This is a genomic window from Streptomyces sp. NPDC085932, assembly GCF_044540525.1.
GTDB classification, from domain to species: domain Bacteria; phylum Actinomycetota; class Actinomycetes; order Streptomycetales; family Streptomycetaceae; genus Streptomyces; species Streptomyces levis.
The window spans coordinates 302719-317853 of record NZ_JBITSJ010000003.1 but is presented as its reverse complement, the minus strand read 5'-3'; the positions used below and the strand labels follow the sequence as shown (position 1 = coordinate 317853).

The window sequence follows — 15135 nt, the reverse complement described above, 5'->3', positions numbered from 1 at the left end:
AAAATCGGACTGGCCGCACACATACGGTGAGCGTGGGTGTCCGGTTCAGTGCTGGCCGTAGCCGTCCAGGAAGTGCCCGATCCGTCCCACCGCGTCGCGCAGGTCGCCGACCGTCGGCAGGGTCACCACGCGGAAGTGGTCCGGCTCCGGCCAGTTGAAGCCGGTGCCCTGGACGACCATGATCTTCTCCCGCCGGAGCAGGTCCAGGACCATCCGCCGGTCGTCCTTGATCTTGAAGACCTTGGGATCCAGGCGCGGGAAGAGGTACAGCGCCCCCTTCGGCTTCACGCACGTCACGCCCGGGATCTGGGTGAGCAGCTCGTACGCGACGTCCCGCTGCTCGCGCAGTCGCCCGCCCGGCAGTACCAGGTCGTTGATCGTCTGGCGACCGCTGAGCGCGGCGACCACCCCGTGCTGTCCCGGCATGTTGGCGCACAGGCGCATGTTCGCCAGGATCGTCAGGCCCTCGATGTAGGAGTCGGCGTGCGCGCGCGGCCCGGAGATCGACATCCAGCCCACGCGGTAGCCGGCCACCCGGTACGCCTTCGACATGCCGTTGAAGGTGAGGGTGAGCAGGTCGGGGGCGACCTTGGCGGTCGGGGTGTGCACGGCCTCGTCGTAGAGGATCTTGTCGTAGATCTCGTCGGAGCAGACGAGGAGGTTGTGGCGGCGGGCGATGTCGGTCAGGCCCTTGATCATCGCCTCGTCGTAGACGGCGCCCGTGGGGTTGTTCGGGTTGATGATGACGATCGCTTTGGTGCGGTCGGTGACCTTGCGCTCGACGTCGGCGAGGTCCGGCATCCAGTCGGACTGCTCGTCGCAGCGGTAGTGCACCGCCGTGCCGCCGGAGAGGGAGACGGCCGCCGTCCACAGCGGGTAGTCGGGGGCCGGGACCAGGACTTCGTCGCCGTCGTCGAGCAGGCCCTGCATCGCCATCACGATCAGCTCGGAGACGCCGTTGCCGATGAAGACGTGCTCGACGTCCGTCTCGATGCCGAGGGTCTGGTTGTGCATCACGACCGCGCGGCGGGCGGCCAGCAGGCCCTTGGCGTCCCCGTAGCCGTGTGCCGAGGAGACGTTGCGGAGGATGTCCTCCAGGATCTCGGGCGGGCACTCGAAGCCGAACGCCGCCGGATTGCCGGTGTTCAGCTTGAGGATCCGGTGACCGGCCGCTTCCAGCCGCATCGCCTCCTCGAGCACCGGGCCCCGGATCTCGTAACAGACGTTGGCGAGCTTGGTCGACTGGATCACCTGCATGTCTGGGAGCTTACGGCCCGGTAACGCCTCTCGGGCCGTGTTTTCCGCCACGTGAGACGCGGCGGTTTGGGTGGATATCGCCGTCGGCTGTCCCACCAGCACCTCTGGTCCCTAGAATGCGCCGCCATGTCCAAGCCATTCGAGTACTCCGACGGAGCGACGGGCGGCGGTCCCCCGGGGGCGCCGAACGTCTACGTGCCGCAGGGTGCCCCGCCCCCGGAGTACGACGCCTACGCCGACCCGGCCGCGGCCCATGGCTGGCAGGACGTCTACGGCGGCACGGCCGCCGCGGGCGGCGAGGGCCGTCCGGGCGCAGGGGAGCGCTGGGACGGGGAGGGCCGCCCGAACGGCGCGGACAGTGACGGTCGCGCGGACAGTGAGGGCCGCGTGGACGCTGGGGGTCCCGTGGGCGGTCAGGGTCGCGTGGGCGGCGTGGGCGACACGCGCGAGCTGGTGGCGGTGCCGGCGAGGGCCCGGTCCGGTGGGGGACACCGCTCCCCGCGCAAGCCCTCGGCGTGGCGCACGCGACGGGTGGCCGTGGCGGCCGGGGCCGCGGGGGTCGTCTCCGCCGCCGCGCTGATCGCCGGTTTCTCCTTCTCCGGCACCTCCTCCGACGGGACGGGAGACGGCAAGGGCGGCCCCACGGCCCCGACGGTGGCGGGGGAGACGCCGACGGCGTCGGCCTCGGCCCGTGGCGCGTCGACCCCCGGCGCGCCGCTCGAAGGCGGGCCGACGGACCAGGGCCCGGCCTCCGGCACCGGGTCGTCCGCTCCGTCCGCCCCCTCCGCACCGGCGAGCCCCACCCCCTCGGCCGGTGGCGGTACGGGCGCGCCGGAGTCCCCGGCAGGCAGCCCCACGGCCGGTACGGCGACGCCCTCCGCCTCCGTCACCGCGACACCCCCGGGCCGCGCCGACGGCAAGCCGGGACACGGCCCCGGGGGTACGAAGGGGCCCAAGTAGCCCACGCAGCCCGCATGGCCCCAGTGGTCCGAGTGGCCCAAGTGGGGGTCCGTTCCGACCGGTTCGGCGGGGCCGGATCGGACGCCGTGGTTCCGTTTGTGGAACGGGTTCTTGTGCGGGGCGCCTTGCGGCGATCACAATGCACATGACAATCGTGCGGGCGGCCGGAGATCTTCCGGCCGCCTCCGTCGCAAGAGGGGACCCCCCATGAGAAAACCTCTCGCCGCCGCGTTCCTCGCCCTGGCGATAGCCGGGGCCGGCGCGGCTCCCGCGACCGCTGCCGAGGCCGCCCCCACGGGCGTCGGCAAGGCCGCGGACACGGGCGCGGCCACGTCCGCCGTCCCGGGCGTGGTCGCGTCCGTGGAGCAGGCGCTGGCCGGGCTCAACCCGTCGGCCAAGGCGGTGAACTTCGCCGGCACGGTCGCGCTCAGCAACTGCTCCGGCTCGGTCGTGCGGATGCCGGACTCCGAGAGCGACGACCCGGCGCTGGTGATGACCAACGGTCACTGTCTGGAGTCCGGTTTCCCCGGGCCCGGCGAGGTGCTCGTCGACAAGGCGTCCAGCCGCACCTTCAGCCTGCTGAACGCCTCCGGCTCCCGCGTGGCCACCCTGCGCGCCGCCAAGCTCGCCTACGGCACGATGACCGACACGGACGTCGCGCTGTACCAGCTCACCACCACGTACGCGCAGATCAAGAGCTCGTACAACATCAACCCGCTGACGCTGAGCGACAGCCACCCGGTCGCCGGCACCGCCATCGGCATCCCCTCGGGGTACTGGAAGCGGATCTACAGCTGCTCCATCGACGGGTTCGTGCCCACCCTCAAGGAGGGCGACTGGACCTGGAAGGACTCGGTCCGCTACACCTCCGCGTGCAACACCATCGGCGGCACCTCCGGCTCGCCCGTCGTCGACCAGGCCACCAACAAGGTCGTCGCCGTCAACAACACCGGCAACGAGTCCGGTGAGCGCTGCACGGTGAACAACCCGTGCGAGGTCGACGCGAACGGCACCGTGACCGTCCGCAAGGGCATCAACTACGCCCAGCAGACCTACGGGATCCCCGCCTGCTTCGGGATCGACAACAAGCTCGACCTGAGCGCGAGCGGCTGCACCCTGCCCAAGCCCTAGGGCAGGGTGCCGGCCGGGCGGTCACGCGGGGGGCGTCCCGCGGACCGCCCGGCCCGCCAGCGCGTCCGTGCGCCGGCCGTCCTCGATCACGAACCGGCCGTCGACCAGGACGTACGGGATGCCCGTCGGGAGCGTGCGCGGTTCCGCGAAGGTGGAGCCCGCCGCCACCGTCGCCGGGTCGAAGAGCACCAGGTCGGCCACGTAGCCCTCGCGGACCAGGCCCCGGTCGGGCAGGCGCAGCCGCGCGGCCGGGCGGGAGGTGAGGTGAGCGACGCACTCCTCCAGCGACAGCACCCCCAACTCCCGTACGTAGTGCCCGAGGTAGTGCGGGAAGGTGCCGTAGGCGCGCGGGTGCGGCTTGGCGCCCTGGAGGATGCCGTCCGAGCCGCCGGTGTGCACCCGGTGGCGCATGATCTCCCGGACGTTCTCCTCGTGGCCCACGTGCTGCAGGATCGTCGGGGCCAGCCGGTCGGCCAGGAGCAGGCCGCGCGCGGTCACCCACGGGTCCTCCCGCCGCAGGGCCGCCGACTCCGCGATCGTGCGGCCGACGTGGTCCGCGAGGGCCGGATCGTTCACGCCGGAGATCTCGATGGTGTCCCACTCGACCGGCACGCCGTGGCAGCCGTCGGAGCCGGTGACCTCCAGGTGGTGGCGGATGCGCTCCGCGGTGGCGTCGTCGGCCAGCCGCCTGAGCGTCTCCTCCGGGCCGCCCTCGCTCGCCCAGCTCGGCAGCACCGCCGCCAGGGTCGTGCAGCCCGGCGTGTACGGGTAGGTGTCGAGGCTGATGTCCGCCCCGGCCGCCAGGGCCTCGTCCAGCAGGGCCAGCAGCTCCGGCGCCCGGCCCTTGTTCACACCGAAGTTCATCGTGGCGTGGGCGAGATGGAGGGAGCAGCCCGCCTCCCTCGTCAGCGCGATCATCTCCCGGTACGCCTCCAGGGCGCCGGCGCCGTAGGAGCGGTGGTGCGGGCAGTAGTAGCCGCCGTAGGAGGCCACCACCTTGCACAGTTCGGTCAGTTCGGCGTCCCGCGCGTACATGCCGGGCGTGTACGTCAGCCCCGACGACATGCCGACCGCGCCCTGCTCCATGCCCTCGGCGACCAACTGCCGCATCCGGTCCAGCTCCTGCTCGGTGGCCGGGCGGTCCTCCCAGCCGACGGCGAGCGCCCGTACCGTGCCCTGCGGGATCAGGTAGGCCGCGTTGACGGCGATCCCCCGGTCCAGCCGGTCCAGGTACTCGCCGACCGTGCGCCAGTCGAAGTCGATGTCGTCCCCGGGCCCGTTCCAGCCGGCGATCGCCCGGCGCACCTCGGCGAGCGTGCGATCGTCGACCGGCGCGTACGACAGCCCGTCCTGGCCGATGACCTCCAGCGTCACGCCCTGCGCGGCCTTGGCGCTGTGGTCGGGGTCCCGCAGCAGCGCCAGGTCGCTGTGGGCGTGCATGTCGACGAAGCCGGGGGACAGGACCAGCCCTTCGGCGTCCAGCTCCCGGCGGGCCCTCGGCCGCTGGCAGCCGGCCGCCGCGGCCTCCTTGACGATCGACGTGATCCGGCCGCCGCCGACGACGACGTCGGCCCGGTAGGAGTCGGCGCCGGAGCCGTCGACGACCTCGGCGTCCCGGATGACGAGTTCCTCCATCGCTTCGCGCCTCCTAGAAGAACGTGCGGACGTAGTCGACGACCGTGCCGTCCGCCTCGGCGACCGGGATCAGCTGCCACTTGTCGAACGAGGTGCACGGATGGGACAGTCCCAGGCCGACCCAGTCGCCCACCTCCAGGTCCGCCTCCGGCGTGGTGCTCAGCCAGGCGTGCTGGTCGGACAGGGCCGTCACCGACACGCCGGTGGCCGGGCGCTCGGCACCGTCCCGGCGGATCGCCTGCGCGAACGGCAGGTCGAGGTCGTAGGCGGCGTCCCGCTTGCCCGCGTTGACGAAGGCCTGCTCCGCGGAGGGGCGGGACACCACCTGGGCCCACAGCCGGAACGCGGGCTCCAGGGCGCCCTCCTCGGGTACCCGGTTGAACGGGGTCAGCTTGCGGTAGTGGCCGTCGTCGTGCGAGACGTAGGCGCCCGAGCGCAGCAACTTCAGCACCGGGCGGGACAGTTCGGAAATCTCCGCGAAGACCTCGGCGACCGCGTCGAACCAGGCGCTGCCGCCCGCGCTGACGACGATCTCGTCCAGGCCCGCGAAGCGCCCCGCCTTGTCGAAGTCCGCGGCGAGCGCGACCAGCCGCCGCAGCCACGCCGTCACCCGCTCCGGGTCGGCCTCCGGCACCTCGCCCTCGTAACCGGCGACACCGACCAGCCGCAGCGTCCGCGTCGCGGCCACGGCGTCCGCGACCGCCGCGCACTGCGCCTCCGTGCGGACACCGGTCCGGGCGCCCTCACCGGCGGCGAGCTCGACCACGACGTCCACCGGCCGGGCGGCGCCGCGCAGGGCCGCGTCCATCAGCTCGACGCCGCGCACCGAGTCGACGTAGCAGATGAACCGGAAGTCCGGGTCGGCGTCCAGCTCGGCGGAGATCCAGCGCAGGGCCGCCGCGTCGACCAGTTCGTTCGCGAGGAACACGCGCCGGGTGCCGAAGGCACGCGCCACCCGCACCTGGTGCGGCACCGCGAGCGTGATGCCCCACGCCCCGTGCTCGATCTGCCGCTGGAACAGCTGCGGCGCCATCGAGGTCTTGCCGTGCGGCGCGAAGGCCAGGCCGTGCCGGGCCGCGTACGTCTCCATGAGCCTCAGGTTGTGCTCCAGGCGCTCGGCGGACAGCGCGAGCACGGGGGTGGCGAAGCCGCCGGTGAAGAGGTTGCGGCGCTGGGCGGCCAGCTCGCCGACCGTCAGCCCGTCGGCGTCCGGCGGGAGGCCCTTGAAGCGATGGTCGACGCGCTCTGCGGCGAGCCGGGCGAGGGACTCGGCTGCGGTGTCGGCTGGCATGGAGCCTCCTGATCAGCTGTGTTGCATAGTGTGCAATCTTCATTGCGTATATCGCTCAACGCTGTCTAACATCTCGGCCACCGCCGGTCAATGAGACCGCCACCCACCGAAGCCGCCGAGGAGCTACGAGCATCGTGACCCCCACCGGACCCAGCGATACCCCCGACGTCGTGGACGTCGTCGCGCTCGGCGAGTCCATGGTCACGTTCCTGCCCACCCGGCCGGGCCGCCTCGCCGACGTGCCGTCGTTCGAGCGGGGGATCGGCGGGGCGGAGTCCAACGTGGCGTGCGTCCTGGCCGCGGCGGGGCACTCCGTCCGGTGGATCAGCAGGGTCGGGGACGACCCCTTCGGCGACCATCTGGTCGAGGCGATCGGCGGGTACGGGGTCGACGTGGCGCACGTGCGCCGCGACCCCGGCCGCCCGACCGGCATCTACTTCCGCACCGCCGGGGACCGGGCCGGCGACGAGCACGAGGTGGCGTACTACCGGGCCGGCTCCGCCGCGTCCGCGATGAGCGTGACGGACCCCGACCCGGCGGCGGTGCGCGCCGGACGCGTGCTGCACCTGTCCGGGATCACGGCCGCGCTGTCCGGCAGCTGCCAGGACCTGATGCGCGAGCTGACCGCACGCCGCCCCGGCCGCCCCCTGGTCTCCTTCGACGTCAACCACCGGCCCGGCCTGTGGCGCGACCAGGACGCACCCCGGGTGCTGCGCGACCTCGCCCGGGGCGCGGACCTCGTGTTCGTGGGCCAGGACGAGGCCTGGGGGCTGCCCAGCGCCGAGGCCGTCCGCGCCGCCCTGCCCGAACCCGAGGTACTGGTCGTCAAGCAGGGCGCCGCCGGAGCGACCGTCTTCGAGGAGCGGGACGTCACCTTCGTCCCCGCGCCGCGGGTCGACGTCGTCGCCGCCGTCGGCGCGGGCGACGCCTTCGCCGCCGGGTTCCTCTCCGCCACCCTGCGCGGCCTGCCCGTCCGGGACCGGCTGCGCCACGGGCACCTCATGGCCGCCGCCGCGCTCACCGTGCCCGGCGACCTCGCCGTCCCGCCCGCCCAGGAGCACGCCGACCGGCTCGTCGCCCTGGACGACGCGGCATGGGGGAGACTGCGACTCGGCCCCGGCTGGACCGAGGACGTCCGGCGGGCCGACGAGGAGGTACGTACGCCATGAGCCAGACCGTCGACCGCGCGCTCAGCATCCTGCCGCTGCTCGCCGAGGGGCCCGCCGACCTGGGGCAGGTCGCCGACCGCCTCGGCGTCCACAAGTCCACGGCCCTGCGCCTGCTGCGCACCCTGCACGAGCACGGCCTGGTCTACCGCCAGTCCGACCAGCGCTACCGCCTCGGCGCCCGCCTCTTCGCGCTCGCCCAGGAGGCCATGGAGAACCTCGACGTCCGCGAGATCGCCCACCCGCACCTGGTCCGCCTCAACGAGAGCTGCGGGCACACCGTGCACCTGGCCGTGTACGAGGAGAACGAGGTCCTCTACATCGACAAGGTCGAGAGCCGCTACCCGGTGCGGATGTACTCCCGCATCGGCAAGCCCGTGGCCATCACCGTCGCCGCGGTCGCGAAGCTGCTCCTGGCCGACCTGCCCGAGCACGAGCGGCGGGCGGTCGCCGAGAAGCTCGACTACCCCAGTTACACGGCCCGTTCGACACCCAACGCGAGCGCGTTCCTGCGCGAGCTGGACAAGGTGCGCGAACAGGGCTGGGCCACCGACCTCGGCGGCCACGAGGAGTCCATCAACTGCGTCGCGGCGCCCATCCGCGGCGCCGACGGCCGGGTCGTCGCCGCGATGTCGGTCTCCGCGCCGAACGTCGTCGTCACCGCCGACGAGCTCCTCACCCTCCTGCCGCTGGTGCGCCGCACGGCGGACGCCATCAGCGGGGAGTACTCCGGCAGAACACCAGTGAAGGGCACCGCATGACCGACAAGATCGCACTCACCCCCAAGACCCACACCACCCCGCCGGCGAAGTTCTCCCACGGCGTGAGGAAGGGCAACATCCTCCAGGTCGCCGGCCAGGTCGGCTTCCTCCCCGCCGAGGAGGGCAAGCCGCCCACGCCCGCCGGGCCGACCCTGCGCGAGCAGACCCTGCAGACCCTGGCCAACGTCAAGGCCATCCTGGAGGAGGGCGGCGCCTCCTGGGACGACGTGATGATGATCCGCGTCTACCTGACGGACGTCGCCCACTTCGCCGAGATGAACGAGATCTACAACGCGTACTTCGAGGAGCAGGGGCTGACCCAGCCGCCCGCCGCGCGCACGACCGTCTACGTCGGTCTCCCCGCGGGCCTCCTCGTCGAGATCGACGCGCTCGCCGTCCTCGGCTGACCGCCCCCCCAACTCCCGCACGCCCGTGAGGCGCGGCGCCCCGATGCGCCGCGTCGCGCTCCCCCCTACCCAGAAGCTGCATGCACTTACGCAGAGGACCCCCGAATGTCCCATCCGCTCGCCGCGTCCGCCCCCGCCGAGACACCGCCCCACACGGGAGGACTGCTCCTCCTCGTCGACGGCACCGCCGGACTCCTGCTCACGGCCGCGCTCGGCATCGCGCTGCTGCTCTTCCTCATCATCAGGGTCAGACTCCAGCCGTTCGTCGCCCTGCTGGCGGTCTCCATAGCCGTCGGCCTCGCGGCCGGACTGTCCGTCACCGAACTCTTCGGCACGGTCCAGAAGTCGGACGCCGTCTCCACCATCGAGTCCGGCATGGGCGGCATCCTCGGCCATGTCGCGATCATCATCGGCCTGGGCACCATGCTCGGCGCGATCCTCGAAGTGAGCGGCGGCGCGGAGGTACTGGCCCGTCGCCTGCTCGGCCTGTTCGGCGAGCAGCGCGCGCCGCTGGCCATGGGCCTGACCGGCCTGATCTTCGGCATCCCGGTCTTCTTCGACGTCGGCATCTTCGTCCTGGCGCCCATCGTCTACGCCGCCGCCAAGCGCTCCGGCAAGTCGATCCTGCTGTACTGCCTGCCGCTGCTCGCGGGCCTGTCGGTCACGCACGCGTTCCTGCCGCCGCACCCCGGCCCGGTGGCCGCCGCCGGTCTGCTCCACGTCGACCTCGGCTGGGTCATCCTCATGGGCGTCGTCTGCGGTCTGCCCGCCGTGGTGGCCGCGTGGGCGTACTCGGCGTGGATCGGCCGCCGCATCTTCGTCGCCGTGCCGCAGGACATGGTCGAGGCGGCGGAGGAGGCCAAGCAGGCCGTCGTCGACGAGCAGCGGGCCGCCGGGGTGGCGCCCAGCGAGCAGCCGGTCTCCCTCGGGACGGTCCTCGGCATCATCGGCACGCCGCTGGTCCTCATCCTCGCCGCGACCTTCTCGTCGATCGCCCTGGACCCCTCCACGCTGCGCTCGGTGATCGAGTTCTTCGGCAACCCGTTCGTGGCGCTCACGATCGCGCTGTTCCTCGCGTACTACCTGCTGGGCATCCGCCGCGGCTGGTCCCGCAAGTCGCTGGAGACGGTGTCGACGGCGTCCCTCAAGCCGGTCGGCAACATCCTGCTGGTGGTCGGCGCGGGCGGCATCTTCGGCGCGGTCCTCAAGGCGAGCGGCGTCGCCCAGGCCCTCTCGGACACGTTCAACGACGTGGGCCTGCCGGTGATCGTCCTGTCCTACCTGATCTCCGTGGTCCTGCGCGTCGCCCAGGGCTCGGCGACGGTCGCCATCGTCACGACGGCCGGCATCGTGGCGCCCCTGCTGTCGGAGGGCGACCACTCCCAGGCCTTCGTCGCCCTGGTCATCATGGCCATCTCCGCGGGCTCCATCTTCGCCTCCCACGTCAACGACGGCGGTTTCTGGATGGTGGCCAAGTACTTCGGCATCAGCGAGCGGGACACGCTCAAGACGTGGACGGTGCTGGAGAGCGTGCTGTCGGTGGCCGGGTTCGTGGTCGCGGCCGTGCTGAGCCTGTTCGTGTAGGAGTCTGATAACGAAGTCGGGCCCGGCTGTGTGCGGCACAGGTTTGTCGACCATACTGCTGCGCTGTGGAGCAGCGCATAGGTTCGAGCAGCCAGCCCCTGGAAGGCGCCGGGTTCGACCCGGCCTTCATCCCCGGGCTCACGTCACCCGCGTCCGCACGGACGAAGGACGGCGAGCCCGCGGAGGAGCCCGAGGCCGCCGAGGCCGAGGAGGCCGCCCCCGAGGCGGAGGAGACGGACACGGCGTCCCCCGCCGAGCCGGTGGAGCCGGAGGAGGACGCCGCGGGCGACGGTCCCGTCTTCGAGGCGTCCGACCGCCGCGCCCGGATCGTCGCCGACCGCAGAGGCGTCCGGCTCTGCCTGGACGACCAGGAGTGCGAGTTCCGCTGGGACGAGATCGGCGCGGTGGAGACGGAGACGGCCCGCTTCGGCAAGCGGTACACCGTCACCGTCCACACCCCTGACCGGCGCTGGTACCCGATCGAGATCGAGGCGCCGGCCAGGAGCCGCTTCGCCGAGTGGGACGAGCAGTTGGACGCGGTCCTGGACGCCTACTTCGACGACGGCGTCCAGGACGGCGCAGCGGAAAGCGCGGAGCAGGACATGGAGAAGGACGCGGAGAAGGACGCGGAGAAGGACGCGGAGAAGGACGCGGACTAGCCGCAGTACTGCGCTTCCTTGCCGATCGACCGGTACATGCAGTCGGCGTTCTCCAGCAACTGCAGCACCGCGTCCCGGTTGCGGGAGGTCTCCCGCTCGATCACCTCGTCGGGCGGGTAGAACCCACCCCCACCGGACCGGGGATACATCTCGAACGTGTAGCCGAAGATCTTGTGCACACCCCAGAGGTAGTCGTCGATCGACCCGTCCGTGATGTACAGGTCACTCGACTGCTCGGCGGTGTACCCGTTGCTCGCGGCCATCTTCTGCCCGACCGCCTTGAAGGCCGCGTTGTCGTCCGCGGTCATCCCGGTCGTGGTGTCGGAGTACGTGTAGCCGAACGGCCACAGCACCAGCTCGCTGTACGTGTGGAAGTCGACCCCGGCCCTGATCTGCTGCTTGCCGCCGACGACCCGGCTGCGCACGAAGTCCGCGACGACCTTCACCTCGGGCGCCGACTCCGCCGCCGTGCCCCGGTAGGTCTCGGAGGACGTCGACCCCGAGGAGCCGCCGCAGCAGCCCCAGCGGTAGTTCCAGTTGCGGTTCAGGTCCGTACCGACGTACGAGGAACCGGAGTTGGGCTGCCGGTTCTTGCGCCACGAGCGGTACGAGCCGGTGGCGATGTCGTACTCGCCGCCGTCCGGGTTGATGTCCGGCACGATCCAGATCTCGCGGTTGTTCACCATGTTGGTGACCCGGCTGTCGGATCCGTAGTCGGAGGTCAGCTCGCGCAGCAGGTAGAGCGCCATCTCGACGGTGAGGTGCTCGCGCGCGTGCTGGTGGTGGGTGAACAGGACCTCGGGCTCGGACTCGTCCGTCGCCACGTTGTCGCTGATCTTGATCGCGACGATGTTCCGGCCCTGGTACGACTTGCCGATCACGCGCTGGCTGGCGATCGACGGGTTGGCCGAGACGATCGTGTTGATCGCGCTCGTCATCTCCGCGTAGTTGTGGTACTTCGAGTCGCCCGACGGGAAGTCGAAGAGCCGGACGTCGTCCTCGCCGGCGGACCGGTCGGGCACCGCGCCGAGCGGGGTGACCTCGTAGCCCCGGGCGCGCAGCTGCTTGATCTGGTCCGCGCGGCCGGAGACGACGACCCCGTGGCCGTGGACCTCGTCGACGGTCACGCCCGTGCGCTGAAGTGCCGTGCGGTCCTCGGCCGTCGAGTGCAGATGGATCTCGTACTGCCGGATGGCGTCGGCCGTCGGCGCGGCCTTCGCCGCGCTGTCGGCGGTGGCGTCCGGCGCCGTGGCCGACAGGGGAGCGGCGAGGGCGAGGGCCAGGACGGCGGCGAGGGCCGCGGTGCGTCTGCCGGTGCGGGCACCGGAGCCTCGGATGCGAAGTCGCATGAAATCTCCTTGTGGGAGGTGGGGTTGTTCCGTGCGACGTACGTGGTGCGGGTGGCGCACATCGTTCTGCCAATGGCATGAGCAGGTCAAGACTGAAAGCGGCCGCGCAGTGTACGCGTGCGGCGCACCGGTCGAGAGGGAGCGGCCGAAGTCCACCCGGGGGTGTGACCCGCACGTGCATATATGTACGGAACCGGGAGAGGGTGAGGGCTCGCGCAAGGGGAGCCGGGCTGTCCGGATCCTCGGACCACACCCCAGAGGACTGGCTGATCATGGGCGGATCAGCGCCACGACGGGACCACCGGCTGCCGGTCGAGACGACCAGCTTCGTCGACCGGCGTGGCGAACTGACCGAAGGACGCGAGCTGCTGGCCCGCGCCCGGCTGGTGACGCTGACCGGGCCGGGCGGCGTCGGCAAGACCCGGCTCGCCGCGCGCATCGCGGCCCGCGTCCAGCGCGCCTTCCCGGACGGCGTGCGCTTCGTGCACCTGTCCGGGCTGCACGACCCGGCGCTGGTCCCGCTGGCCGCCGCCGACGCGCTCGGTCTGCACGACCACTCCGCCCAGCCGCCCCTCGACGCGCTCGTCGAGCAGGTCCGCGACCGGCGGCTGCTGCTCGTCGTCGACAACTGCGAGCACCTCGCGGACGCCTGTGCCCGGCTCGCCGCCGCCCTGCTGCACGGCACCGAGGGCGTCCGGATCCTCGCCACCAGCCGGCACCGGCTCGGCCTCACGGAGGAGCACCTGCTGGAGGTGCGCCCGCTGCCCGTGCCCGACCCGGACGGCGACCTGTCCGCCGCCGAGGGCTATCCCGCCCTCACCCTCTTCGCCGACCGCGCGGCCGCCGTGGCCCCCGGCTTCCGCCTCACCCGCGCCAACCTGGCGTCCGTCGCCCGCCTGTGCCGACGCCTGGACGGCCTGCCCCTCGCCATCGAACTGGCCGCCGTCCGCATGCGCGTCCTCGACGTCGACCAGCTCCTGGACCGGCTCGACGACCGCTACCGCTTCCTCACCACCGGCAGCCCCGCGGCCCTACCCCGCCACCAGACCCTGCGGGCGGCGGTCGCCTGGAGCCACGACCTGTGCACCGCACCCGAGCAACTGGTGTGGGCCCGGCTGTCGGTGCTGGCGGGTGCCTTCGACCTGGAGACGGCGGAGGCGGTGTGCGCCGACGACACCCCGCGGGAAGCCGCCACGTGGCCGCCCGACGACAGCCGGCTCCCCGCCCCCGCGGTCCGCCACCAACTCCCCGCCCCCGCGGTCCGTCACCAGGCCTCCGGCACGCCACCCGCGCGCCTCACGGACGGCCCCACCACCCGCCCCGGACCTGCCGAGACCGGCCCCGGGCCCGTCGACGCCCTCATCGGCCCTTCGGCCACCGACACCGGCCCCGCCGTCACCCGTCCCGGGCCCGTCGACGCTCTCACCGGCCCCGTCGAAAGCCTCACCGGGGCCGTGACGTTGCCCGCGGTCCCGCCCGTGGTTCTGCGTGCCGACGACGTTCTGGAAGCCGTCGCCGGGCTCGTGGACAAGTCCGTGCTCTGCCGGGAGCCGGGCCCTGACGGCGTGCGCTACCGGCTGCTCGACACCCTGCGCCAGTACGGGCTGGAGCAGCTGCGACGGACCCCGGGCGAGGAGACCGCCGCCCGGCGGCGGCAGCGGGACTGGATGCTCCGACGGACCGAGGCGTGCGAGCGCGCCTGGTTCGGGCCCGGACAGCCGGAGATCGTGGCCCGCCTGCGCGCCGACCAGGACAACCTGCGCGCCGCCCTCGACTTCAGCCTGACCACGCCCGGCGAGGCCCGCGCCGGACTGCGCCTCGCCGGCGCCCTCTGGTTCCACTGGCACGCGTGCGGCGCCCCCCGGGAGGGCCTGTACTGGCTCGACCGGGCCCTGGCGGCCCATCCCGAGCCGACCAGGGAGCGGGCCCGCGGCCTGTGGGTCGCCGGGCTGCTGGTCGCCGCCACCCAGGACTTCCCCCGGGGCCAGCGGCACGCCACGGACGCCCTCGCTCTCGCCCGCGCCCTGGGCGACACGGCCGAGGCCGCCCACGCCGAGTACGTCATCGGCGTCATCCGGCTGTTCGGCGACGACCTGCCCGGCGCCCTGCGGCACTTCGAGACCACCGTCGCCCGCGGTCCCGTACCCGGCCAGCACCTCAGCCTCGTCGGCCTCGACCAGGTCGAACTCGCCTGCGCGCTGGGCTTCCTGGGCGAGGCCGACCGGGCCGTCGAGGTGTGCGAGCGGGCCCTGCGGCTGTGCGAGCGGCACGGCGAGCAGTGGGTGCGGTCGTACGTGCTGCGCATGCTCGCCCTCGCGCACACCGTGCGCGGGGACCGGGTCCGGGCGGAGCGGCACGCCCGCGAGGCGCTGCGGCTGAAATTCGCCGTCCACGACGTCATCGGCATCGCCCTCACTCTCGATCTGCTCGCCTCCGTCGCGGTCGGACACGGCGACCACGAGCACGCGGCCGTGCTGCTGGGCGGCGCCGACCGTGTCTGGGCCGACATCGACGCGGGCCGCTGGGGCGCCCGCACCCTCACCTCCGCCCGCCGGGACAACGAGGAGCGGGCGGGCCGCGCCCTGGGCCGCGAGGCCTTCGAACGGGCCCACCGGCGCGGCGGCGCCCTGACCCTTGCGGAGCTGGTCGGCCACGCCCTGCAGGAGCCGGCCGCGGACGAGCCCGCCGCCCCGCCGCCGCACGAGGACACCGCGGTCCGTCTCACCCGCCGCGAGACCGAGGTCGCCCGGCTCGTCGCCGAAGGGCTCGCCAACCAGCAGATCGCCGACCGCCTGGTCATCGCCCGCCGCACCGCCGAAGGCCATGTGGAGCGCATCCTCAGCAAGCTCGGCTTCAGCAACCGCAGCCAGATCGCCGCCTGGGTGACGGCACAGCGCTGACCGCCGTACCCCACCCACACCCACCCGAGGGGATC

Annotated in this window: 12 protein-coding genes; 8 read left to right on the top strand and 4 right to left on the bottom strand. The window is 72.7% G+C overall.

All coding sequences use genetic code 11. The annotated features are described in order from the left end of the window. Positions 1-45 precede the first annotated feature (45 nt). Positions 46-1257 (bottom strand): pyridoxal phosphate-dependent aminotransferase, encoded by a 1212-nt coding sequence (locus ACIGAQ_RS17485; RefSeq protein WP_311679867.1) that lies wholly within the window; start codon positions 1255-1257, stop codon positions 46-48. A 126-nt stretch (positions 1258-1383) separates the two neighbouring features. Between ACIGAQ_RS17485 and ACIGAQ_RS17480 the strand changes: the two genes are divergently transcribed. Both ACIGAQ_RS17480 and ACIGAQ_RS17475 read left to right on the top strand, forming a co-directional pair. Then, positions 1384-2217 (top strand): hypothetical protein, encoded by an 834-nt coding sequence (locus ACIGAQ_RS17480; protein ID WP_399783676.1) that lies wholly within the window; start codon positions 1384-1386, stop codon positions 2215-2217. A gap of 207 nt (positions 2218-2424) precedes the next feature. Further along, positions 2425-3348, top strand: a complete 924-nt coding sequence (locus ACIGAQ_RS17475; RefSeq protein WP_399783673.1) for a serine protease — start codon at positions 2425-2427, stop codon at positions 3346-3348. Positions 3349-3369: 21 nt separating this feature from the next. On the opposite strand, the gene ACIGAQ_RS17470 is transcribed toward ACIGAQ_RS17475, so the two are convergent. Both ACIGAQ_RS17470 and ACIGAQ_RS17465 read right to left on the bottom strand, forming a co-directional pair. Continuing rightward, on the bottom strand, positions 3370-4983 hold the full coding sequence (locus ACIGAQ_RS17470) for an amidohydrolase family protein (protein WP_399783670.1): 1614 nt from the start codon (positions 4981-4983) through the stop codon (positions 3370-3372). A 13-nt stretch (positions 4984-4996) separates the two neighbouring features. Then, entirely contained in the window at positions 4997-6274 is a 1278-nt protein-coding gene (locus tag ACIGAQ_RS17465; protein WP_399783668.1) for an amino acid deaminase, read from the bottom strand. Positions 6275-6408: 134 nt separating this feature from the next. Here ACIGAQ_RS17465 and ACIGAQ_RS17460 point away from each other — a divergent pair, with 134 nt between their 5' ends. The 5 genes from ACIGAQ_RS17460 to ACIGAQ_RS17440 all read left to right on the top strand — a co-directional run bounded on the left by ACIGAQ_RS17460 (position 6409) and on the right by ACIGAQ_RS17440 (position 10851). After that, entirely contained in the window at positions 6409-7443 is a 1035-nt protein-coding gene (locus ACIGAQ_RS17460) for a sugar kinase (RefSeq protein WP_399783665.1), read from the top strand. Beyond that, entirely contained in the window at positions 7440-8201 is a 762-nt protein-coding gene (locus ACIGAQ_RS17455; RefSeq protein WP_311679855.1) for an IclR family transcriptional regulator, read from the top strand. The genes ACIGAQ_RS17460 and ACIGAQ_RS17455 overlap by 4 nt, the downstream gene beginning before the upstream one ends. Beyond that, entirely contained in the window at positions 8198-8608 is a 411-nt protein-coding gene (locus tag ACIGAQ_RS17450) for a RidA family protein (protein ID WP_399783661.1), read from the top strand. The genes ACIGAQ_RS17455 and ACIGAQ_RS17450 overlap by 4 nt, the downstream gene beginning before the upstream one ends. Before the next feature lie 105 nt (positions 8609-8713). Then, positions 8714-10192: a gluconate:H+ symporter gene (locus ACIGAQ_RS17445; RefSeq protein WP_362278348.1), complete on the top strand. Its 1479-nt coding sequence runs from the start codon at positions 8714-8716 to the stop codon at positions 10190-10192. Positions 10193-10257: 65 nt separating this feature from the next. After that, entirely contained in the window at positions 10258-10851 is a 594-nt protein-coding gene (locus ACIGAQ_RS17440) for a hypothetical protein (RefSeq protein ID WP_399783658.1), read from the top strand. Here ACIGAQ_RS17440 and ACIGAQ_RS17435 read toward each other — a convergent pair. After that, on the bottom strand, positions 10848-12200 hold the full coding sequence (locus ACIGAQ_RS17435) for a M14 family metallopeptidase (RefSeq protein WP_399783655.1): 1353 nt from the start codon (positions 12198-12200) through the stop codon (positions 10848-10850). The genes ACIGAQ_RS17440 and ACIGAQ_RS17435 overlap by 4 nt on opposite strands. Before the next feature lie 272 nt (positions 12201-12472). On the opposite strand from ACIGAQ_RS17435, the gene ACIGAQ_RS17430 reads away from it, so the two are divergent. Next, entirely contained in the window at positions 12473-15100 is a 2628-nt protein-coding gene (locus tag ACIGAQ_RS17430) for an ATP-binding protein (RefSeq protein WP_399783652.1), read from the top strand. Positions 15101-15135: the final 35 nt, after the last annotated feature.